The following is a 20,154-nucleotide window of genomic DNA, read 5'->3' as shown; positions in this document are numbered from 1 at the left end:
GCTTGGTACCGTCGGCTGGCCTCTCAACAGGGAAACCGGGCCATGCCAGCAGAGTACCCGTTGCAACGCCGTATCCAGGATGGACGCCCGTTGCTGATCAACGCCGGGCCGTTGCAGTCGGGCAGCGACGACACGCTGCATCGGTATCGCGAAGGCCAGTTGTGGGCGGTCAAGCAGGGCGTGATCACGGCTGAGCTTGACACCGGCAGCTGGGTGGTCCCCGCACGGCACATCGGCTGGATTCCCCCGGGCGTTGCCCACGCCGCGCGCGTGCATGAAGCCGCGAAGGGCTGGATGATCTATCTGCGCCCCGACATATGCCCGCTGTTTCCCGTCAGGCCCACGGTGTTCGAGATGACGGCGCTGTCCAGCGCCTTGCTCGGACGCATCGCCGTCTGGGGCAATGACGCAGGCCATGAAAGCCCGGCCGAGCTCACGCCGCCGCAGCATCGCCAGCTCGATGTGCTGTTCGATGAACTGAAGATTTCCCCGGCAACGCCGTTATTCCTGCCCATGCCCAGCAGTCCGCACCTGGTCGGCATGACCCTGACCATCGTCGCCGACCCCGCCAACAAATTGAGCCTGGACGATTGGGCGCGCCGCGTGGGCATGTCCCGTCGCGGCCTGACCCGCCATTTTCGGGCCGAAACCGGCATGTCGCTCATGCAGTGGCGCATCGTCGCGAGGATGAAGAAGGCGCTCGAACTGCTGTCACAAGGGGACAGCGTCAATCGCGTGGCCCAGCGACTGGGTTACGACAGCGTCAGCACGTTCATCAGCGCCTTCAGCGCGCAGTTCGGCATGACGCCCGGCGTGTATGCCGTGTGATGTGACGCAAGCCCGGTGGTCTGCCGGCCACCCTCATGTCGCCAGCTTTGCTATCCTGCGCGCCTTTGTCGCACCTAACTGCCGTTTTCACCTGCCAAATGGGGTCTTTCATGACAGCCATTCTTCGACCACGTCCACAACCGATCAGCCGGGGCGACTACAAGACCCTGGGCTTGGCGGCATTGGGCGGGGCGCTGGAAATCTACGATTTCATCATCTTCGTGTTCTTTGCGCTGACCCTCAGTCAGTTGTTCTTCCCACCGGAAATGCCTGAGTGGCTGCGCTTGCTGCAAAGCTTCGGGATCTTCGTCACTGGCTATCTGGCGCGCCCGCTGGGCGGCATCCTGATGGCGCACTTTGCCGACAAACTGGGCCGCAAACGGGTGTTCAGCCTGAGCATCCTGATGATGGCCTTGCCCTGTCTGCTGATTGGCGTGATGCCCACCTACGCCGACATCGGCTACTGGGCGCCATTGATCCTGCTGGCGTTGCGCATCCTGCAAGGCGCCGCAGTGGGCGGTGAAGTGCCGAGCGCCTGGGTGTTCGTCGCCGAGCACGCGCCCAAAGGGCATCGCGGCTACGCACTGGGTGTTCTGCAAGCCGGCCTGACCTTCGGTTACCTGATCGGCGCCTTGACCGCGACCTGGCTGGCCAAAGTGTACAGCCATGCGGAAATCCTCGATTTCGCCTGGCGCATTCCGTTCCTGCTGGGCGGGGTCTTTGGCGTCATCGGCGTCTGGTTGCGCCGCTGGCTCAGCGAAACGCCGGTGTTCATGGCGTTGCACGCGCAACGCGAAGGCATGACCGAACTGCCGCTGCGCGCCGTCGTGCGCGAGCATCGCCAGTCCTTGCTGCCCGCCGCCTTGCTGACCTGCGTGCTGACCTCGGCGGTTGTTACGCTGGTGGTGATCACGCCGACAGTGATGCAGCAGCGGTTCGGCATGAGCGCCAGCGACACGTTTGCGCTGAGCAGCGTGGGCATCGTCTTTCTCAATATCGGGTGTGTGCTGGCGGGCATGCTGGTGGACCGCATCGGTGCCTGGCGCGGCGTGATTCTGTATAGCCTGCTGCTGCCGGTCGGCGTCGGCCTGTTGTACGCCAGTCTGGTGATTCAGTGGTTGCCCGTCAGCCTGGCGTACGCGGTCGCGGGACTGGCCTGTGGCATCGTCGGCGTCGTGCCGTCGGTCATGGTCGGACTGTTCCCGGCGACGATTCGCGTGTCGGGCATCTCGTTGACCTACAACATCAGTTACGCCCTGTGGGCCAGCACCACGCCGCTGGCGCTGATCGCACTGATGCCATGGAGCCCGTGGGTGTGCGTGGGCTACTGCGTGATCATGGGCGCGGTAGGGCTGATGACCGCGTTGTTCTTCGGCATGCGCAAAGGCATGCAGGTTGACGACACCGCTGCGGCGCACTGCGGTCACTGACCGTCGGGGCGTCGTTGAGCGACGCCCGATCCCCTACTACGCTTGGCCGACCCCTATCGGAACAGTCGTCGGCGAGTGTGGGCATGAGCGATAACCCTAATAAGAACGATCTCGGCGCCACGTCAGTCATCAGGGCGCACGTCGATAGCCTCTATCGTCAGGAATCACGGCGTGTCCTCGCCACGCTGATTCGTCTGCTGGGCAATTTTGAGCGGGCTGAAGAGGCGTTACAGGACGCCTTCATGGCGGCCATCGAGCAATGGCCGCACGCGGGAATGCCCGATAACCCGCGCGCCTGGCTGGTGTCCGCCGGCCGTTTCAAGGCCATCGACCGCCTGCGTCGTCGCGCCCGTTTCGATGCTTCCCTCAGCCAACTGGCGCACGAACTGGAAGACCAGTTGCACAATGACAGCGTCGACCTCGACAGCGTGGAGGACGACCGACTGCGCTTGATCTTCGTCTGTTGTCACCCGGCGTTGAGCGCCGACGCCCAGGTCGCCCTGACCCTGCGTGAAGTGTGCGACCTCACCACCGAAGAAATCGCCCGCGCCTTCCTCATCACCCCATCGACCGTCGCCCAGCGCATCGTGCGCGCCAAGAACAAGATTCGCGACGCGCACATTCCCTATGAAGTGCCCACCCACAGCGAGCTCCCCGAACGGCTGGATGCCGTGCTGCGGGTGATTTATCTGGTGTTCAACGAAGGCTATTTCGCGTCGTCCGGCGAGCAGTTGACCCGAAGCGATCTGTCCGCTGAAGCGATCCGGTTGGGTCGCCTGTTGCTCGATTTGCTGCCGGAACCTGAGGTCGCGGGCTTGCTCGGTTTGATGCTGTTGGTCGAATCCCGTCGTCCTGCGCGGCTGTCCCCCGAGGGCGAACCGGTGATGCTCGATCAACAGGACCGAAGTTTGTGGCACCGCGCCTTGATCGAGGAGGGCGAAGCCTTGGTGGGACAGGCGCTGCGTTCCGGCAGGAGCGGCGCCTATAGCGTGCAGGCCGCCATTGCGGCGGTGCATGCAGAAGCCCGTCGGGCCGAGGACACCGACTGGCCGCAAATTGTCGGTCTGTACGACGTGTTGCTGCGCTTCAACGATTCGGCCGTGGTGCAACTCAACCGGGCCGTTGCCCTGGCCATGGTGCAGGGCCCGGAAGCGGCGTTGACGCTCGTGGATGAACTGCTGGCCAGTGGCGAACTGGAGGGTTACCACCTGGCGTGGGCCGCGCGCGCTGATTTATGTCGCAGGCTTGAGCGTTATGACCAAGCCCGAATCGCATACCTCAAGGCCATCGAGCTGGCACAACAGGGCGTTGATCGACGGTTTTTGCAGCGCTCTCTGAACGAGTTGCCGACCCAAAGATGACCGTTGGTCAGCCACAGAAAATTCGGTTTCACGGATGTCGATTTGCCTGGCCGTCAAACGACCAATCTGTGACAGCGCAGATAAATGCCCCTGAGCAGTCCAGCGTCATGAGCAAGCAGTTCATTGAAGGCCGCTTAGCGCGCCTGATGGAGGTCATCATGAAATACCTGTGTCTGATCTACAGCAACGAGCACACCCTGCATTCGCACCCGGACAGCCCACGGGATGACGAGTGTCTGGCGTACGCGCAGTCCGTACAGGCCACCGGCCGCATGCTGGCCGCCGAGCCGCTGGAGTCGGTGGAAACCGCGACCACCGTCAGAATGCGTAACGGCAAGGTATCGATCACCGACGGTCCATTCGCGGAAACCAAAGAGCAGCTTGCCGGTTTCTACCTCATCGAGGCGCGCGACCTGAATGAGGCCCTACAGGTCGCGGCGCATATTCCGGCCGCCCGGGTCGGCAGTGTGGAAGTACGCCCGGTGCGCACATTGAACCTACAGCACGACGAACAACCAACGCCGGCCTTTGCCGCAGGAGGTCAGTCATGAGCCCGTCATCCCCTGTCAGTGCCGACCAGCAACAGATCCAGGCCCTGCTGGAGCGCTGGTGCGCAGCGGTCCGCGACAAGGACCTCGAGGCGATCATGCGTTACTACGCGCCCGAAATCGTGGCCTACGACGCGATCATCCAGCTGCAATTCAGGGGCGCCGATGCCTACCGCCAGCATTGGGCGTTTTGCCTGGGCATGTGTGAAGGCGCGATGTTGTTCGAAACCCACCAGTTAACGATTCATGCCGACGGCGACGTCGCGTTCGCGCACTGGCTGAACAAGTGCGGCGGCACGGACGAGAAGGGCGAGGTGAAGTCGTCCTGGATGCGCGCCACGGCGGGCTATCGCAGAACCGCCGACGGCTGGAAGGCGGTTCACGAACACTTTTCCGCGCCATTTGACATGGCGACCAGCAAGGCGCTCTTCGAGCTGCAGCCTTGATGCCCCACCCGATAAGAAACGCTAGAGGAGATCAGTCATGAGCGTAAAACCGATCCCTGAAGGTCAGCACAGCCTGACCGTCTACATGGGTGTTTCACCTGCGACCGACGCTATCGAGTTTTACAAGAAAGCGTTCGGTGCCCGGGAAATGTTTCGTCTGGACGCACCGGGGGGGCGCGTCGGACACGCCGAACTGCAAATCGGCGATTCACGGATGATGCTGTCCGAGCCCTGTGATCAAGGCGGCTTCGTCAGCCCTCAGCCGGGTGGCAAGACCGCGTTCGCCATGCACCTGTACGTGCCCGATGTCGACGAACAGTTCAAGCGCGCAGTGGCGGCGGGCGCCAGCGTCGTTACCGAGGTGCAGGACATGTTTTACGGGGATCGCAGTGGCAGCGTACGCGACCCGTTCGGACACCTCTGGTTCATCGGCACACACAAGGAAGACCTCTCGCCGGACGAGATTCGCGAGCGTGCGATGAAGATGTTTGGTCAGCCGACGTCCTGAAATCCTGTCAGGCATTTCCCTTCCGAGCCCACGACCTGCGCTTTTTCACGCGCAGGCTGTGGGCGCGCTCAGCGTCGTTGTCCGCCACGATACCTGCAGCACTGACAGTTCATTTGTAACAGATGATTGTAATTATCATTTGCGACGTATATCGTCCTCCCTGTCTATACAAGTAGCCTGTCCATGATCACGTGAACTTATCGTTTGCAGATAATATTGTGCGCGCGATCGTAATGTTTGTAAGACTAAGTCGGCGAAGTTTCTCTCATTTCTGTAGGAATAATTACTTCTTTAGGTGCGCATATTAACGTTGCGAGCGCTAAGTAGTAATGCGTCGAAAAATCACGAAAAAAGCTCAATAAAAATCTTTTCAAGCCGATGGTTGTTTAACGCCATCGCGGGTAACTAATCGAGGTTGGTACACGGCAATGCTGGGACAAGAGCGGAAGCGGAAACGATTAACCAAGACTACGCCACGGGAGTGCGAAGTGCTGCAACTGGTGCTGTTGGGTTACACCAACAAAGACATCGCCCAGCAGCTGGGCATCAGCGATTACACGGCCCGCGACCATGTGTCGGCGCTTTTGAAGAAAAACGAGGTGAAGAATCGCGCACAACTTTTGGCATTACACGTCGCGTCATCCCGTAAGAAAAAAACACCCACACCCCCTACATTTGACGGATTGTATCGCTGATTGATAAGCGCATAATAAGTGCTCTGATTTTGATCGTATGTTGAATTCGGGTTGTGCCTCGGGAATGGTTTTTCCGGAGTGCCTCTGTGCGTGTGTGAAAAGTATTTGATCAAATATCAATGTTCAAGACGGTCGCCAGGGACTGACTATGGGTGAAGTATCGCGTGAATGTTATCCGTCGAAACTCTATTAACGGCTAATCCCGGTGTCCATGTGTTCGTCGTTTTTTTCCCGGCGCGGATCATGACGCGCTTTTTTCCAGCCACCGCGCCTCGGTACAGCGGATGGACCTCTCGGTGCTGTGATGCCCAGACAAGAAATTTAACAACAACAAGGAACGAGACAATGACTGCATACAGCTCAACTCACCGCAAAAGGGCAACAGACACGCGGCGGCTTGCGCAAGAACAGGGGGATCAGGGAGTCATGAGTGATTTTCAGCGATTGCTCGACCGACAAGGCGCAATGTCCAGGGATCAGCTTCAAGCCGTTCACCGACAGTGGTTCGGGCCTCAAGGATTGTTTGCCGCTTTTTGCGCTGAAATCGAGCGGTTAGGGCGGCAGGCGCCTTCACTGGATGACCTCACTCGCCTTCGCAGCGCGCGGCGACGGCAAGAGGCTGAGTTGGCCGTCGCCTTTGCGCTTGCCCAAAGTCACCGTCGAGGTGCAGCGCACAACCCGTTCAACGGACGTCAACGCGAAGCGCTCTGCTGCGTCATTTTCGATGAGTCGGGTGCCTACACGCTCGTCGAGCGATACGCGGCTTACGAGGCCATGCGGCAGGGCGATTCAGAGTTTTTTATAAAACTGATCGCGACCACGCGCGGTGTGGTGGAGCGGCGCATTGTCTTTCAAGGATTGCTGGAGCATTTCGATCGGCTGCTGCCCCTCGAAAAGAGCATCTATCCCGGCGCTTACCGGGAGGTTCAGATGGCTCATCTGGAGCGTGAAGAAGGGCTGTATGGGCCGTTGAGGCTGGAGGACAGCCTGGTGACGTTGCTTGAAACGGTCACGCCACTGGATCTGCTCAAGCAGATTCAAAGCCCGGAAGACCCGTTGCGGTAAGCAGCACGCCTCGTAGGATGGCTGGAGGGTACGCAAGGCGTCATCGTTGCGCAGGACCGACCCCGTCTCATCTCCCGTCTGCGCCGCTAAAAATCACTCGAGCTCCGGACTCAATGTCTCACACGCCCTCGCACCGGGCCTGGCCGACGTGACTCGGTTTCGCCCGGTGCTCTTGGCGTCGTACAGCGCCATGTCGGCTTCATGCAGCCACATGCCCGCGTCGCTGAGGTGCGGGCCGTAGGGCGCGATGCCGATACTCAGGCTGAGCTTCAGGTCGGGAAGGGCGGAGTGGGTGTGCTCGTGAACCGTGCGCCGCAAGCGTTCGAGAATATCCGTCGCCTGGGCCAGGGTGGTGTCGGGCAGGATCACGCAGAATTCATCACCCCCGTAGCGACCCGCCAGATCGGTTTCGCGCAGACCGGCGGAGAGGACGCCACTCAGCTGTTTGAGCACGTTGTCGCCGATGATGTGGCCGTACGTGTCGTTGATGGTTTTGAAATGATCGATGTCGATCAGCGCCACGCTGTTCTGCCGGTTCAGGGTCTGGCAGTTGTTGAACTCAAGGGTCAGCAGGTCTTTCCAGGCGCCGTGGTTCATGAGGCCGGTCAGGCTGTCAGTGGTGCTGAGCTTCTCCAGTGCTTTCTTGCTTTTGGACAATTGCAACGCCACGCGATAGCAGACCAGGCCGATCGCCATCGGGTAAATCACCAGCATCGGCAGGCAGGCGTACACCTGAACCTGCGTGATGGCCGGAAACAGTTCAGGCATGAAAATGAACCAGCCCAGCAGCGCGCCGGCCATTTGCGCTGCGCCCCCGACCAGAAACAATCGTGGGCCACCCGCGGCAATGTTATTCATCGCCATCATTGACAGTGCCGTGACCGTAGGCAAGGGATTGAGGCCCATTGCCCCGGCCCAGAATCCACCTAACATCGAATCGTAAATAAGGTTGCGGCGCTCGGCCGCATAGGGCTTTTTTGAACGTTTGGCCAACAGGTACGCCATGTGTGACCAGCCGTATCCGTGCAGGACCAGCGCCACCCATACCCAGGCAGGCGGGTGTGACGGGTAGAGCGCTGCGGCGACCGTGAAGAAGCCGATGCCCAGCCCGACCGTGCGCGGCACATACATCCGCCGAGCAAACGAGAGACCTTTATGAAGTGAGGTGTTCATAGCTCTTCACCGGGTTCATGACGCAGCATCCCGACTGATACATCGGCCACACCAACGATTCAGAGTGTCGCTTGCCTGCTGGATGCTGGGAAGAGCCATTTGCCACTATTGGCCAAATAAACGACACCGGCTGTCGCCCTGACAGTCCAGCGCACGCAGGCGGATGCGCCAAGCGTAGTCGTGATGGGGCGATCCACCACCGGGTTGCTCATCTGTCAGGGTCAATTTTTCCGTGATCTGTGTCTTTTCTGGCTGCCGGCGCTGCGATGCAATGGCGCCACCCGCCGAACGCCGTTCGCCGGCTCCCCAAACCTGCCGCTGGACGTGGTCATGCCCGAACTCGCCAACCTCATTGCCTTTGCCCTCATCTCACTCGGAATGGTCCTGACACCGGGGCCGAACATGATGTACGTGATCTCGCGATCCATCTCACAAGGTCGCAAGGCCGGTCTGATCTCGCTAGGCGGCGTGGGCATCGGCTTCATCTTTTATATGCTCTGCGCGGCGTTCGGCATCACCGGATTGGTCATGGCGGTGCCTTACGCGTACGACACCTTGCGCATCGCTGGCGCCCTGTACCTGCTCTACCTCGCGTGGCAAGCCGTCAAACCGGGAGGCCGCTCGCCGTTCCAGGTCAAAAGCCTGCCACAGGACAGCCCCAGACAATTGTTCCTCATGGGCTTGATGACCAACCTGTTCAATCCGAAAGTCGCGGTGCTTTACCTGTCACTGCTGCCGCAGTTCATCACGGTCGGCAACGGCACCAGCGTCCTCAGCCAGTCGCTGGTGCTGGGCAGCGTGCAGATCGGCGTCAGCCTGACCGTGAACGCGATGGTCGCCATGGCCGCAGGCTCGATCGCGGTCTTCCTCTCCACCAAGCCGACCTGGGCCAATGTTCAGCGCTACCTGATGGGGACGGTGCTGTTTGGATTTGCGGTACGGATGGCGGTGGAGGGGCGCAGGTGAGGCGTGATGGTGCCAAGCTTGAAAAAGTGCTGCTTTTAAGGCTTCAATTGCTGCCTTTAAAGCAGCATTCAGGTGATTAACGTGTTGTCTACATTTCTGTTCTCTGAATACCGCAGAAAAGTGCTGGCACTGCTATTGCTGCACCCTGAGACGCAATATCACCTGCGAGAGATCGCAAGGCTGACTGACACCCTGTCAGGAACGCTCAGTCGCGAGCTGAGCAAAATGGTAGAGGTTGGGGTGCTGCTCAAGGAGCGTGTCGGCAACCAGGTGCAGTATCGGGCGAACCAGCAATGCCCTATTTTCCCCGAGCTCGTCAGTATCTTGCGCAAGACCGACGGTGTGGCCGAAGCCTTGGCTCAAGCGCTCGCTCCGTTGTCAGATCGAATTGCCTGCGCATTCGTGTTCGGCTCGATGGCGAACGGCAAAGCGACCTCCGAAAGTGACATTGATCTGATGGTAATCGGCGACGTCGGTTTCAGCGAGCTGCTGACCCACCTGTATTCATTGCAGGACAGCGTGGGGCGGGAGATCAATCCAAAGCAGTACCAACAGCAAGAGTGGTTCCAATTGTTAACAGAGCAAGGTGGTTTCGTGCGCGATCTGATGGCGAAGCCTAAGATGTTCATCATCGGTTCGGAGGACGATCTGACCCATCACAAGGAGTGAGCAATGACACTGGATAACCTGCTTGGCAGGGCTTTGGAAAGCATTCCCACCGATGTTGGAAATGTAGAGCGACTCGTAGCGGCCGCGAGGAGAAGTCTTGAAGACGCGCAGCTTCCGGGAATGAGTTGTGAAGGGCGGTTCGACATGGCGTACAAGTCGATCATGCAAGCCGCCAACGCTGTCTTGCAGGCGAACGGCTTTCGCACGTTAACCAGTAAACCCGGGCATCACCAGACGATGATCCAGACATTACCGTTGACGATTGGTTTGGAGAGGACTCGGATGATTACCCTGGATGGGCTGCGTAAACAGCGCAATCTCAGCGATTACTCCGGCGATCCCGTTAGCGAATCGATGGCCCAAGACGCTCTAGGCCAAGCCCAAGCCCTCATGAATGACATAACAGTCTGGCTAAAAAATAGCCAATGACGTTTGATTATTCGCTGCTTTTAAGGCTGCAATCGCTGCCAAAAAAGCAGCGATCCTCACTTGCCGCCCGTCAAACTGTTCACCAGCGCCTCGTGTGCCTTCACGTCTTTTTCCAGGGAAATCACGTTGACTACCGCAGTGCGAGTGCCTGACACGGCGGCAATCGTCGTGCTCAGCACCTTGCCACCTTCGACGCTCCCGGAGATGTCGAGCTGGCGCAGGTCGAGGCCTTGGCGGACGATCTTTTTCTCGCCCAGTTTGCTGAAGTCCTTGTAGCTGGACTGCTGCTGGACGAGGGTCTCGGCGATGATGTTGTCGAGCGTCTGGGTGTCGTTGGAAGGGACGTTCTGCGCATCCGGCAACGGTGTCTCGGTCACGATCACCACGCGTTTCGCAGGTTTGTTCATGTACAGCGAACCGGTGACGCCAGCGGCGCGGGCCTTGTCGTCGATCTCTTCCATCGGCCCTTCGACGTAATCCTTAGGCAGCGCGAAGACGTACTTGCCGCCGAGCATCGTGACCTGCTGTGTCGCGGGTGGCGCGGGGACGGGCTTGGGCGCGGTCTTGGCGGACTTTGACGTCTTCGTCGTCTTCGATGTTTTTGTGGTTTTCGACGTCTTGGAGGTCGCGGAGGTCTTGGCGGTTTTTGAGCTTTTTGAGGTTTTCGAGCTTTTGGCGGTCTTCGACGTTGTGGACGTCTTTGAGCTCTTGGCAGTCTTCGAAGGGGTTGAGGTCTTCGAGGTTTTGGAGGGCTGAGTGGTTTTGGGTGTGGTCGAGGTGGCCGGCTGCGGCGTGTCAGTCGCCGCCTGCGCGCCCGTCATGCCCAGGCACAAAGCCAGAACACTGCAGACCACGACAGTTTTCAGATTGAGCGAGCGCATTCCTACCTCGTTAAAAGCCAATTCCTACAGAGGGTCGGCATTTTGCCTGAGGGAGAGAAGCCGTAGATAGGTTCATGCCCAAGATTCAGACGCCGTGCATCTCAGTGGCAGCCCGGTTCGCCGGACGGCTTACAGATTGTCCCTGTTCGGATTCTGCGCTGACGTCGACAGCGTCGCCGTCATCGCAATGAATAACGCGTTGTAGTTGAAAGCGTCGTTCACTGTTAAATATTTTCCGCAGATTGTATTGACGATGGGCTGCGGCTTGATAAAAGAAGCCCTGTTTTTGTTAATGATGTTCTAACTTTCTCGCGATCAAAAAAAAGCCGCTGGGGACAGCGGCTGAAGTTTGGAGCTTTGAGGCCCCACGCCGGGAGCAACGACGCGGAACAGGTTGAAACAACTACGTGAAACGGACAGAAGCTGAAACGGCGTACAGGTTAGGTGTGCTTGGCATTCTCCGCTTGAGGGTTATAGGTCGAGGCCTGCTGATTCTTGCTCGGCTCCTTCGCCTGGGCGGTGAGGGCTTCCGCGTGCTGCTCCAGGCTTGCATGAATCACATCATTACGGGCAACGAACGCTGAGGACTCTTCCGCCATGGCAAAAGGCGCGGCCAACAAAGAAGAAATAACAAGAGCGCTGGCAATACCAATGGATTTGAACATTTGAATAAACCTTCTTGCTCGTGCAAGTTCGATTAGGTGAGGCCACTTTAAGAATCCAGCGGCTCAGGATCAAATGAAACCCGGGTAAATATTGATTAGCGAAAATGTTATGTGGGTGACAGGGAATTAATTAACAGCACAGAACACCCTCTCTCCTTTCGATTCTGGCCGGAGCCGCGATGACGGGTTCTGATTGATGGCTTTTTTGATTCTGGCCGAAGGCCGTGGGAGCAAGCTTGCTCGCGATCTGCTGCGCAGCGGCAGTAAACCGATGCGGCGCACATTCAACGGCTGTACTGCAGACTTACCCGATCCGCTTTTGATTCTGGCCGAAGGCCGTGGGAGCAAGCTTGCTCGCGATCTGCCGCGCAGCGGCAGTAAACCGATGCGGCGCACATTCAACGGCTGTACTGCAGACTGACTCGATCCGTTTTTGATTCTGGCCGAAGGCCGTGGGAGCAAGCTTGCTAGCGATCTGCCGCGCAGCGGCAGTAAACCCGGACACCTCGGCTTTATCAGACGAAAACACAGTTGGCGTTCACTTCACCTTCATCGCCGCAAAAATCGGCCTAATCCCTCGGCACTTTGGATAATCCACACAGCCCCAAAAGTGCCCGCCCGCATTCTTCCCGGTTCGCGCCAGCTTGGTCACCATCGATTTTTTACAGAACGGACATGCTGGCGCCTTGGGCTCCTCCTTCACTTCAGGCAATGCCCGCGAAACCATCTCCTTCACCACGGGGGCTTCCACTATCGGCGCAACCACCGGCTCAACCTGCTCCGCAACCACCTCAACCGTCGGCCCCGGACCCGGTTTCTTCGTCTCCGCAATCCACTGCTTCAACACCGCGCCATCCACCAACTGCACATTGCGCCCCGACGCGAACGCCCGCGCCGGTTGGGTGAACGTCCCACTCGTCACCACGAAACCACCGACAGCGCCCTCAGCCGCCATCGCCCCATACAACTCACGCACCACCGGCACACCCACCTGCACCGAACGCCATTGCTTGCACTGCACCAGGTACGTCTCGCCGTCCTTACGCGCGATGAGATCCACACTCCCAATTAAAGGTGGAGTACTGATGGCGATCACTAACATTGTATGTGGGTTAGAGGGCCGTCTCTATTGAATTTAAGTAGAGGAAATAGAGCCTTAGCAGGTCTTAGATTTGGATCATAACCATTTCCAGCGGGGCATCCACCTTACGTCAGCATCCACGCAGCCCAGGACAGACAGCTTTTAGTCGCTCCAAAACCATGAGCGCATGCCTGGACTGCTTTTCGGAGGGAACTTGTCGCGGCATGTAAGCACAGAGCCTCAGGATCTGCTCGTCCTTCGTTGTCAGCTTACCCGTGGCCATGCCTTGCTCCCACACACTACGCCAGAAGTCCGCCCCCAGCTTCACTACCTGTGTTTGGTCTTGGATCCCCGCAATCTCGCGCTGAAGCTCCTTCGCATCGTGTTCGTTCCTCTTTACGGTTTCCTTAGACGTCAGACACCGCTCAAATCCATATGCGTAGACGATTTTTCGCGACTGAAGCTCGCTCCAACAGGCCTGTTGCTTCGCCCACTCCGAGAAGTTGCGCATGCCCGCAGCAGGCTGAGTAATGACTATATGGGCTTCTTTTGCTGCAATGAGAAGAGCAGCGGAAAGCTCGTCGGAGACCAGTTGCCGTTTCGCGATAATATCGAGATCCAGCACTTCATTTGCCCTGTTCGCATCGTGAAAAATCTTTGCCATAGCGTAAGTTACAATATTCGCGCGATACCCCCCTTCGTACCAGATTTGTTTTGGGATCTCATTTTCGAGCTTTCGAAAGATGATTGCCTTTGCAATTAATCTGCGATACCAAAGTTCATCGTACTTTGACTGATGCCGTGACCAGTTTTCACCTATATCCTTGGAAAATGCCGCGAAGTTCTTCTGTGCGCCACGCGAAACAATATGAGGCTGCCCTCCCGCAGATTGTTCGTACTTGGCCAGATCGGTCTTGCTGAAAAGCTGCATCTTGGGAAACTCAAGGTCGAACTTTTTCTGATTACTGCCCGAACGTCGCCCACGTTCGTTGATATATTGGCCACGAGAACGCTCGTAAAACCATTTGCTCTCATGTCGTTCCCCTTCGCGAGCGGCAAAAAAAACGTTTCGCGAGCACTTTTCCATCTGGATGTGGAACGGGTGATTCGAGAAGAAGTCAGCGGCGTTTACCTTGTTCTGGGTGTTCGCGTATTCCGAGATCTTCGGCACAATTTCCTCAGAGTGATCCGGAGGCACGACCGTCAGCTTCATCTGTACGAAGACGCTTTCCAACTGCTCTTGAGCGGTTCTAAGTGCCGCATGAATCGAGCCTGTTGTCTGCGCGCCGTTTACGATCTGAAGATTGCTGATCGAGGAGATCGCCAAGCCGGAGTCCGTCGAGGAGCATTGCACATACTCGGCCGTTGCCGACAGGCCATTGTTATAGGGAAAGAAGAGTTCCGGCTCCTCCCTAATGGTCTTCTGGATACCCTTGTTGGTCTTGGCTCTGGCCTGAAGAAAGGTGCGGACATTGGCCTCAAGAAGGCGAGAGCCCCAACGATCATAGATTGCGGCGAGCAGCCGACCGGGGATGATCAGAAGATAGCTTTCCAGAGCTGCACCGGTCTGCGACGCCTTGAGCGCTGAAAGCGGAGTGCCGAAGTCACCCGAAAAGTCGATGAGTATATCTTCGCGTGTTTGGCCGGAACGGTCGAATCGCTCAAACCGGGCCAGATCCCAGACAGACCAAGTTACCGGAATATCATCTAGGTCCTGTAATTTTACAGAGTCATCGCGGCTGATGTACCGGCGGTTTGAGATCAGAATAAGCTTGACCTTGGTGATCTGAGACCACGTCGCGATGATCAAGTCGGAGACCTGAAATGCAGGGCTCACCTCATTCAGAGCATCGCGAAAAGTCTCGGTCCGAGCCTTCTTCAAAAAGCGGATAAGAGGGTTGAGAATGGGCGGAATGTCGGCCTTGCCAAATGTCAGCGGCTCGTCACCGTCGACGAAGTCGCAGACGATCAGACCAAGGACTCCCTCGCTGTCTCGCGGGTCGCCGGCGTAACCGTCGATCCTGATCCTTTGAGTGCCCTCACCGTAGTTATAGAAGGCACGGTCGGCCGTCTCGATTTCACCGGCCTCTGTCAAGCGGGCAGTCATCTGATCGAAGAACGCTTCCACCATGAGCACTCCGCTTGTATCTGCTTCACGGCGGATGTCGGCCATAAGACCTCGATAATAGTCCTGAATCTCGCTCATGACTGGATCTCCTGTACCAGAGTAGAACGCACAGCATCCCAGTCCGTCTTGAAGGGAGCGCAGGCTGACAGCGAAAGCGTGTAGTTCACGTTCGAAACTCCAAGCGGGACGGGAGCGGTAATACGGGGAAAGTCATCCACGACGTGATGAAACTCTGGATGCGACACGACCCAGCGCCAAGGGGAGTAGTCGTGCATTAAATCGTAGCCCACATCGGCTAGGTGTAGATCCCAGTCCATTCTTGCCGATGGCTCTGTCCGTTCGAGGAGTTCCGTTACCTCCTTTATGTGGTCCGCAAGTGTTAGACCATGGGGTAGCTGGGCCCTGTCAACCGACAATACTCCCAGCCAGAGATGACGACCCGGAACGTCAGCAAGCTGATGCTCATTGGCAATGCTTACGAATGGCTGTGAGGCTTCGCGCCTTGCCTTGACCTCTATGCAGCCAACCTTGAGCTCGAAGTCCTTCGGGGCTCCAGATGGACCAGTCCATGCTGCAAGAGCTGCCTTCGCACCCAAGCTTCCCATCAGTAGCTTTAGAACTTCAATTTCGCCGATCAGGCCCTTCTGTGCCTCCTCCGAAAGCACGTCAGGTCTCCCGCCTCGCAGTAGGTAGTGCCAACGGAAGGTCCGTCCAATCACTCGTTCAAGCGCTTCGGGCTCGGTGCTCGCAAGCTCGCTCGAGGCCATGACGTCGCGGCAGAGCGTCTCGAAGAGCTCGAGTTGTGACGTGTCTTTGAGGCGTATGTAGAGGATCGGCCCACCCATGAGGGTTTGGAACTGAACCTCAATGTTCCTCAGCTTTGGGAGATCCGGCCCCGGTTCCGGCAGACTTCCTAATTGCAGAAGAAGCGCAGCATCGGTCCTTGGCATCACCGCCCAGAACCAGTTCCACCGTGCGGAGGCAGAAACCCGTCGCGTGTCGACCCTGCCTGCCTCGAGACCGGACCATGGTGTGTCATTCAGCATCACCGTGCGCCTCCTCTTCGACTTCCTCTTCGCCAAACATCTCGCGCATGCGAATGGTATTCACGACGTACTCGACGGTGCCGCCCTGTATGTTGGACGGTGGAAAACAGATGCTCCAGGCAAGGACAACTCGTGGCAGCTTTTCGATCAGCACTTTGTCTAAGACTGTGGGAGCCACGAATCTAAGGATGATGAGAGGTTGGCGACCAGGCACCTCGCAGAAGATGCGCGGAGGAAGTGTTTTAGGGACTACCTTGCCCAAGCGGTTGCATTCATCGCTAAAAGCCGCGGTCACGGTATCGATCTGTTCTTCCTTGAGGCCGACGCGCTCGTCACCGGGCGAGCCTACCCGCCTGCTTGTGCCGCTGATCGCAAGCACTCCTTGGCGCATATCGGGCTCGCCAACCGATCGGGTGAAGGCTCTCATCCTGAGGCCGTCCGCCAGCTCATCCGGCGCATCTGCATTATGGGCGCTGGCAAACAGGACGTCCCATTCCCTCAACTCGCCATCAGCGCGGGCGTCAATGTAGTCGCTCATGAGCCGCGGATCCGTCAATGGATCGGCTGCATCGGCACGGAACACCCGCAGGAAGTCTCGCACCAGATCGACGGGAACCGATCGATAAAGGGTGCCCTTCGAAGAATGATCCACCACGATCCCAAGAGCCATTATGGCCACCGCTAGGTCCTGCCCGGCCTTCCGGTTACGCTCCAACTGAACGCTGTCAATTCGAATCCGCGTAGTCTCGATAAGTCTGCCTGCCAGACCGACCTTCATGGGGAACTCTCGGCCGGTTCCAATCTTGTTTCGTGCGGTCACTATGAGTGATTCCGGGTGGCTGCGAACTGCCAGCCCAAACTGTTCCGGCGTGGCATTCGCCAACTCCATGCGCTTCAACTGGGCCTGTAGATCGTCCATCGCCTCGTGGATGTGTGCATACCAGCCCACGCCATCCGCAGGTATCCACACGCGGCAGAGGTCTTCATATCCGGGGCGGTAGCCGAACCATCGTCCCATCTGCATAAGCGTGTCATACATCATCGAGTTCCGCAGAAAGTAGCTGACCGTCAGCCCTTCTAACGTCAACCCGCGCGACAAGGAGAAGCCACCGACAGCAATGACAGTCACGCCATGTTCGCCACCTTGGTCATAGTCGAGTCGTTGAGACCGTTTCGATGCATTGACCTCGACAACTCTTGCCGCAACCAGAGCCTCGTGCAGTCTGGCCTGAACCGCAGCCCATTCGGCGCCCTCCGCGTCTGCGTACTCTTCTTTCCAGACCGTATGGAGGGCCGCGATCTGCGAATTCTGCAAAGCGGCACGGCCCTTGCCGCCGTCAACGGCAACCGCCTCCCTAATCAGGCTGACCACATCGGCCACCTTCGATCGGAGTCGTCCTTGGACATCAGTGAAGCGCGAGGCATTGATCAGCATTGAGGCATGCGACGCCTGTTGACCTCGTACATTGCGGATAGCACGCGCGACGATGAAGGAACGCACAGCCCGTATTAGGCTGTCTGGCAACACATCGATCGATTGATTGATCTTGTGTCTCATCGGCAGAATGTCCTCGTTGTCGTCGATCAGGCGAACGTGCCTGCTGCTGGCATCGAGGAAAACCTTCTGAGCGCCAAAATAGTTCGACGGCGCGTCTAGGCCGATGATGAAATGACGGGGGAAAAGATCCTGCTTCAGTGCCGCGTCATCGGTATCAGGGTCGATGAAGATGTTGGCAAAGGGTGTGGCCGTGTATCCGACGTAACAGCTGCGGTGGAAAAGTGAGAGCAGTTCGCGGATCTGACCGTTGATACGGGTGACCTCGTCGCGGGAATATGCGGTATTGATCGAGGCATTGTCAGCCTCGTCGTCGATCAGAAGCATCGGCTGGCTGACCATCTGCGTGCCCTGATGAACGGAGTGTTCCTTCAGCCACTCCAGCAGGTTTCTCAGAGTACTGGAATTTTTCTTGATCACCAGCACGACCGGGACATTGTATTGCCCGATCTGGCTGGTGTTAGTGCTGGCCGTGGCCTTGTTGAAGTCGCGCAGGGTATTGGTCAGTGCAACCGGGAATTCGCGCTGGTCGAACTGGCCGACACCGATGATCTTCTGGCGTTGAGCCCTGTCGGCATGAGCAAGCCGCCCTGTATCACGACCAATGAATCCTTCGTCGATTCGGGCCTGCGTCTGGTTGCGCAGATTGTTGTGGATGCCGGCAATCACTACGATCAGACGATAGCCTGCGTCGGCAGCCTTGCATATCAAGCCAGTGTAGTTCGCCGTCTTGCCACTCTGGACATGCCCGACGACCATGCCACGGCGGCTCCACGGAGTCATGTTCTTCGGATCACCGAGGCGGTCTAGAATGCGATCGGTCACTTCGTAAGTTCCATCGATCACTGATTTCGGCAGCCCTTTGAGGTTGAGGAGTTTCCGATAGCGGCTCCAGTAGAAATCCCCAACTTCGCCTTTGATACGCGCATCATGCAGCCACGGGCGGAAATCCTCCGCATCCACTACGGCGCCAAGGCCCATGCTAATGCCGTGCTTCTCCTCAATGAGCCGAGCGAGCTTCTCCGCATCGTCGTCTTCGATCTTCCCCGCAAACATCGGCGTGTCGCGCAACTGCCGGATAATGTCGCGGATTGACTGCGCAGTGTGGGGCCCTTGTTGTGACGCCATGTACATCGTTGCCATGCCTTCAAGGCTGCTCAGGAAGGGAGTCATTTGTGTTCCTTCATCTCTAACGTTGATTCGATGATGCGATTAGTGTCAAGCCAAGCCGAACGGAAGGGGTCGACATCCTTCATCAGCGATATGATTTCGTTGATCTCCTTCCCGGCTCCCATAAGTACCTGGAGCGTAGCTTTAACAGCTTGGGCCAGCGTGGCTTCATCGACATGATCAGCAACTATCTGCTCGGCCGTGCCAGCCATGTCGGCATAGAGGGCTTCTAGGGGTAACGAAGCGCCTACCAAGGCTATACAGTTGAAGAACCCGCGCTGCAGTGCAGGTGAAAGGTTATCGGCAAAATCCGAAAATGCGGGATGATCGATATTCGGTCGATACCGGATTTGCCCGTTAGCCTGAATGCGATTCCACATGGGGAGCCGCTCTTGGTCGACGAGCTTCTGACCGCGCTTGATATAGGTCCGCTTCGACGCGCTCTGAATGCGCTCTATCACCTGCCGGAGGCGGTCACGGACGGCAGGCGGCAGCTGGGCAGAGGATTTCTTAACGTCAATCTTCCAGTCAGCATCCATACTGTTAGGGATATCGATCCTTACCCGTGAAAGCTTGGTCAGCTCGGACTGCCGGCAGAGGCCGAACCAAGTTCCATATACGATAAGGCGCCCACCTCGGTAGAGGTAGAAGCCCTGCGATTTCAGATGCCCCTCAGGGCCGGCGATATCATCCCATTCTGACTTGGTCATCTGCTTGTGGTGAGGGAGAGTGAAACCTTGGATCTCGACCACACCGCCCGCCAGAGCAAGCCTTTCTTCTGGATCGACTATCGTCGCTGGATGATTTTTTACAAAAGGATCGAGTGCCTGAAGCTGACGGCCGTTCAAGAAAATTCGGAGTGACTTCGTGCCTTGCATAAAGCGGTGAAACACCAGACGCAAATGTCGTTCGGTTTCGGCAATTCTCCGGTTGATGATTTCTGAGCGTCGTGCGGTGTTATGTGAAAGGCCCCCACTCAACCGATCAAGCTTTTGCCACAGAACCAACGTCCCCGTGGTGCCAAGCTGGTCCAATCCTGGAATCTCTTCAACGTGATCAGGTAGTTGCACCGCCCATTCGTTCCGCTCCGCAACTTCATCGAGATCCCAGACGGCAGCGGAAGTCCTGCCGTCCTTCCGAGACACAACTGTCATACGTCGGCATTGCGAGAAACTCGCACTCTTCAAGCCAAGTCCAAACCTTCCAAGGTCTGGCTCATCACGGGCTGCAAGAGGATTACGGCTTCCCGGTCGCATTGCTGCAATGAGCTCGTCTTCGGTCATCCCTTTGCCGTCATCCACTACCGCCATCAGGGGTTCTTCGTTATGTACTTCGGTTATGATCCGAACCCGATTAGCACCCGCCGTGATGGAGTTGTCGATGATGTCGGATATAGCGGTCTCCAGTGAATACCCAATGTCCCTCAGACCCTCGACAAGAGAAGCTGCATGGGGTGTGGCATCAGCTCGTCTCGTGGGGGGCGATCCGTGCATTCTTAATACATCCTTTT

General features: G+C 57.7%; 21 protein-coding genes. 13 read left to right on the top strand and 8 right to left on the bottom strand.

The features are described 5' to 3' along the window. Nucleotides 1-42: 42 nt before the first annotated feature. From ABDX87_RS06930 to ABDX87_RS06895, 8 genes are all read left to right on the top strand, one after another. A complete protein-coding gene (locus ABDX87_RS06930; RefSeq protein WP_346832208.1) occupies nucleotides 43-828 on the top strand; it encodes a helix-turn-helix transcriptional regulator in 786 nt (261 codons plus the stop codon). Nucleotides 829-938: 110 nt separating this feature from the next. Then, a complete protein-coding gene (locus tag ABDX87_RS06925; protein ID WP_346832207.1) occupies nucleotides 939-2,258 on the top strand; it encodes an MFS transporter in 1,320 nt (439 codons plus the stop codon). Nucleotides 2,259-2,341: 83 nt separating this feature from the next. Then, nucleotides 2,342-3,619 carry an RNA polymerase sigma factor gene (locus tag ABDX87_RS06920; RefSeq protein WP_346832206.1) on the top strand — a complete coding sequence of 426 codons (1,278 nt, stop codon included), beginning with the start codon at nucleotides 2,342-2,344 and terminating at the stop codon, nucleotides 3,617-3,619. Between the two features lie 158 nt (nucleotides 3,620-3,777). Further along, nucleotides 3,778-4,170: a YciI family protein gene (locus ABDX87_RS06915; protein WP_346832205.1), complete on the top strand. Its 393-nt coding sequence runs from the start codon at nucleotides 3,778-3,780 to the stop codon at nucleotides 4,168-4,170. Beyond that, complete coding sequence (locus ABDX87_RS06910; RefSeq protein ID WP_346832204.1) at nucleotides 4,167-4,613, top strand: YybH family protein; 447 nt, start codon at nucleotides 4,167-4,169, stop codon at nucleotides 4,611-4,613. Before ABDX87_RS06915 ends, ABDX87_RS06910 begins: the two co-directional genes overlap by 4 nt. A gap of 37 nt (nucleotides 4,614-4,650) precedes the next feature. Beyond that, on the top strand, nucleotides 4,651-5,121 hold the full coding sequence (locus ABDX87_RS06905) for a VOC family protein (RefSeq protein WP_346832203.1): 471 nt from the start codon (nucleotides 4,651-4,653) through the stop codon (nucleotides 5,119-5,121). Between the two features lie 428 nt (nucleotides 5,122-5,549). Beyond that, a complete protein-coding gene (locus ABDX87_RS06900) occupies nucleotides 5,550-5,816 on the top strand; it encodes a LuxR C-terminal-related transcriptional regulator (protein ID WP_346832202.1) in 267 nt (88 codons plus the stop codon). A 345-nt stretch (nucleotides 5,817-6,161) separates the two neighbouring features. After that, nucleotides 6,162-6,881, top strand: a complete 720-nt coding sequence (locus tag ABDX87_RS06895; protein ID WP_431061240.1) for a hypothetical protein — start codon at nucleotides 6,162-6,164, stop codon at nucleotides 6,879-6,881. 93 nt (nucleotides 6,882-6,974) lie between these two features. On the opposite strand, the gene ABDX87_RS06890 is transcribed toward ABDX87_RS06895, so the two are convergent. Next, complete coding sequence (locus ABDX87_RS06890) at nucleotides 6,975-8,054, bottom strand: diguanylate cyclase (RefSeq protein ID WP_346832200.1); 1,080 nt, start codon at nucleotides 8,052-8,054, stop codon at nucleotides 6,975-6,977. Between the two features lie 330 nt (nucleotides 8,055-8,384). Between ABDX87_RS06890 and ABDX87_RS06885 the strand changes: the two genes are divergently transcribed. The 3 genes from ABDX87_RS06885 (at nucleotide 8,385) to ABDX87_RS06875 (ending at nucleotide 10,118) form a co-directional block, all read left to right on the top strand. Further along, a complete protein-coding gene (locus tag ABDX87_RS06885) occupies nucleotides 8,385-9,020 on the top strand; it encodes a LysE family translocator (protein ID WP_346832199.1) in 636 nt (211 codons plus the stop codon). A 72-nt stretch (nucleotides 9,021-9,092) separates the two neighbouring features. Next, nucleotides 9,093-9,689, top strand: a complete 597-nt coding sequence (locus ABDX87_RS06880) for a nucleotidyltransferase domain-containing protein (protein WP_346832198.1) — start codon at nucleotides 9,093-9,095, stop codon at nucleotides 9,687-9,689. A 3-nt stretch (nucleotides 9,690-9,692) separates the two neighbouring features. Beyond that, entirely contained in the window at nucleotides 9,693-10,118 is a 426-nt protein-coding gene (locus ABDX87_RS06875) for a DNA-binding protein (protein ID WP_346832197.1), read from the top strand. A 56-nt stretch (nucleotides 10,119-10,174) separates the two neighbouring features. Here ABDX87_RS06875 and ABDX87_RS06870 read toward each other — a convergent pair whose 3' ends face one another. Further along, the gene (locus ABDX87_RS06870; RefSeq protein ID WP_346832196.1) at nucleotides 10,175-10,633 is read right to left on the bottom strand and encodes a polyribonucleotide nucleotidyltransferase; all 459 of its coding nucleotides are present in this window, start codon (nucleotides 10,631-10,633) and stop codon (nucleotides 10,175-10,177) included. Between ABDX87_RS06870 and ABDX87_RS06865 the strand changes: the two genes are divergently transcribed. Then, nucleotides 10,620-10,874, top strand: coding sequence for a hypothetical protein (locus ABDX87_RS06865; protein WP_346832195.1), 255 nt, complete (start codon nucleotides 10,620-10,622; stop codon nucleotides 10,872-10,874). The genes ABDX87_RS06870 and ABDX87_RS06865 overlap by 14 nt on opposite strands. Nucleotides 10,875-11,439: 565 nt before the next feature. Here the strand turns inward: ABDX87_RS06865 and ABDX87_RS06860 are convergent. After that, nucleotides 11,440-11,664, bottom strand: coding sequence for a hypothetical protein (locus tag ABDX87_RS06860; RefSeq protein WP_346832194.1), 225 nt, complete (start codon nucleotides 11,662-11,664; stop codon nucleotides 11,440-11,442). A 196-nt stretch (nucleotides 11,665-11,860) separates the two neighbouring features. On the opposite strand from ABDX87_RS06860, the gene ABDX87_RS06855 reads away from it, so the two are divergent. Continuing rightward, the gene (locus tag ABDX87_RS06855; protein ID WP_346832193.1) at nucleotides 11,861-12,085 is read left to right on the top strand and encodes a hypothetical protein; all 225 of its coding nucleotides are present in this window, start codon (nucleotides 11,861-11,863) and stop codon (nucleotides 12,083-12,085) included. Between the two features lie 117 nt (nucleotides 12,086-12,202). Here the strand turns inward: ABDX87_RS06855 and ABDX87_RS06850 are convergent, their stop codons facing one another. The 5 genes from ABDX87_RS06850 to ABDX87_RS06830 all read right to left on the bottom strand — a co-directional run bounded on the left by ABDX87_RS06850 (nucleotide 12,203) and on the right by ABDX87_RS06830 (nucleotide 20,137). Continuing rightward, nucleotides 12,203-12,724, bottom strand: coding sequence for a restriction endonuclease (locus tag ABDX87_RS06850; protein ID WP_346832192.1), 522 nt, complete (start codon nucleotides 12,722-12,724; stop codon nucleotides 12,203-12,205). A 151-nt stretch (nucleotides 12,725-12,875) separates the two neighbouring features. Continuing rightward, on the bottom strand, nucleotides 12,876-14,951 hold the full coding sequence (locus ABDX87_RS06845) for an AIPR family protein (RefSeq protein WP_346832191.1): 2,076 nt from the start codon (nucleotides 14,949-14,951) through the stop codon (nucleotides 12,876-12,878). After that, nucleotides 14,948-15,919, bottom strand: a complete 972-nt coding sequence (locus ABDX87_RS06840; protein WP_346833448.1) for a PD-(D/E)XK motif protein — start codon at nucleotides 15,917-15,919, stop codon at nucleotides 14,948-14,950. Before ABDX87_RS06840 ends, ABDX87_RS06845 begins: the two co-directional genes overlap by 4 nt. Further along, nucleotides 15,909-18,647 carry a Z1 domain-containing protein gene (locus tag ABDX87_RS06835; protein WP_346832190.1) on the bottom strand — a complete coding sequence of 913 codons (2,739 nt, stop codon included), beginning with the start codon at nucleotides 18,645-18,647 and terminating at the stop codon, nucleotides 15,909-15,911. The genes ABDX87_RS06840 and ABDX87_RS06835 overlap by 11 nt, the downstream gene beginning before the upstream one ends. Further along, on the bottom strand, nucleotides 18,644-20,137 hold the full coding sequence (locus ABDX87_RS06830) for an ATP-binding protein (RefSeq protein WP_346832189.1): 1,494 nt from the start codon (nucleotides 20,135-20,137) through the stop codon (nucleotides 18,644-18,646). Before ABDX87_RS06830 ends, ABDX87_RS06835 begins: the two co-directional genes overlap by 4 nt. Nucleotides 20,138-20,154: the final 17 nt, after the last annotated feature.

Origin of the sequence: Pseudomonas abietaniphila, assembly GCF_039697315.1 — a bacterium.
Lineage (GTDB): Bacteria > Pseudomonadota > Gammaproteobacteria > Pseudomonadales > Pseudomonadaceae > Aquipseudomonas > Aquipseudomonas abietaniphila_B.
The sequence above is the reverse complement of the archived record's forward strand: the minus strand, read 5'-3'. Positions and strand labels throughout refer to the sequence as shown.

Excerpts from the sequence above, each read along its gene's own strand:
- ABDX87_RS06930 (WP_346832208.1), top strand. The coding sequence starts at position 43 with ATGCCAGCAGAGTACCCGTTGCAACGCCGTATCCAGGATGGACGCCCG.
- ABDX87_RS06925 (WP_346832207.1), top strand. The coding sequence starts at position 939 with ATGACAGCCATTCTTCGACCACGTCCACAACCGATCAGCCGGGGCGAC.
- ABDX87_RS06920 (WP_346832206.1), top strand. The coding sequence starts at position 2,342 with ATGAGCGATAACCCTAATAAGAACGATCTCGGCGCCACGTCAGTCATC.
- ABDX87_RS06915 (WP_346832205.1), top strand. The coding sequence starts at position 3,778 with ATGAAATACCTGTGTCTGATCTACAGCAACGAGCACACCCTGCATTCG.
- ABDX87_RS06910 (WP_346832204.1), top strand. The coding sequence starts at position 4,167 with ATGAGCCCGTCATCCCCTGTCAGTGCCGACCAGCAACAGATCCAGGCC.
- ABDX87_RS06905 (WP_346832203.1), top strand. The coding sequence starts at position 4,651 with ATGAGCGTAAAACCGATCCCTGAAGGTCAGCACAGCCTGACCGTCTAC.
- ABDX87_RS06900 (WP_346832202.1), top strand. The coding sequence starts at position 5,550 with ATGCTGGGACAAGAGCGGAAGCGGAAACGATTAACCAAGACTACGCCA.
- ABDX87_RS06895 (WP_431061240.1), top strand. The coding sequence starts at position 6,162 with ATGACTGCATACAGCTCAACTCACCGCAAAAGGGCAACAGACACGCGG.
- ABDX87_RS06890 (WP_346832200.1), bottom strand. The coding sequence starts at position 8,054 with ATGAACACCTCACTTCATAAAGGTCTCTCGTTTGCTCGGCGGATGTAT.
- ABDX87_RS06885 (WP_346832199.1), top strand. The coding sequence starts at position 8,385 with ATGCCCGAACTCGCCAACCTCATTGCCTTTGCCCTCATCTCACTCGGA.
- ABDX87_RS06875 (WP_346832197.1), top strand. The coding sequence starts at position 9,693 with ATGACACTGGATAACCTGCTTGGCAGGGCTTTGGAAAGCATTCCCACC.
- ABDX87_RS06870 (WP_346832196.1), bottom strand. The coding sequence starts at position 10,633 with ATGCTCGGCGGCAAGTACGTCTTCGCGCTGCCTAAGGATTACGTCGAA.
- ABDX87_RS06860 (WP_346832194.1), bottom strand. The coding sequence starts at position 11,664 with ATGTTCAAATCCATTGGTATTGCCAGCGCTCTTGTTATTTCTTCTTTG.
- ABDX87_RS06855 (WP_346832193.1), top strand. The coding sequence starts at position 11,861 with ATGGCTTTTTTGATTCTGGCCGAAGGCCGTGGGAGCAAGCTTGCTCGC.
- ABDX87_RS06845 (WP_346832191.1), bottom strand. The coding sequence starts at position 14,951 with ATGAGCGAGATTCAGGACTATTATCGAGGTCTTATGGCCGACATCCGC.
- ABDX87_RS06840 (WP_346833448.1), bottom strand. The coding sequence starts at position 15,919 with ATGCTGAATGACACACCATGGTCCGGTCTCGAGGCAGGCAGGGTCGAC.
- ABDX87_RS06835 (WP_346832190.1), bottom strand. The coding sequence starts at position 18,647 with ATGACTCCCTTCCTGAGCAGCCTTGAAGGCATGGCAACGATGTACATG.
- ABDX87_RS06830 (WP_346832189.1), bottom strand. The coding sequence starts at position 20,137 with ATGCACGGATCGCCCCCCACGAGACGAGCTGATGCCACACCCCATGCA.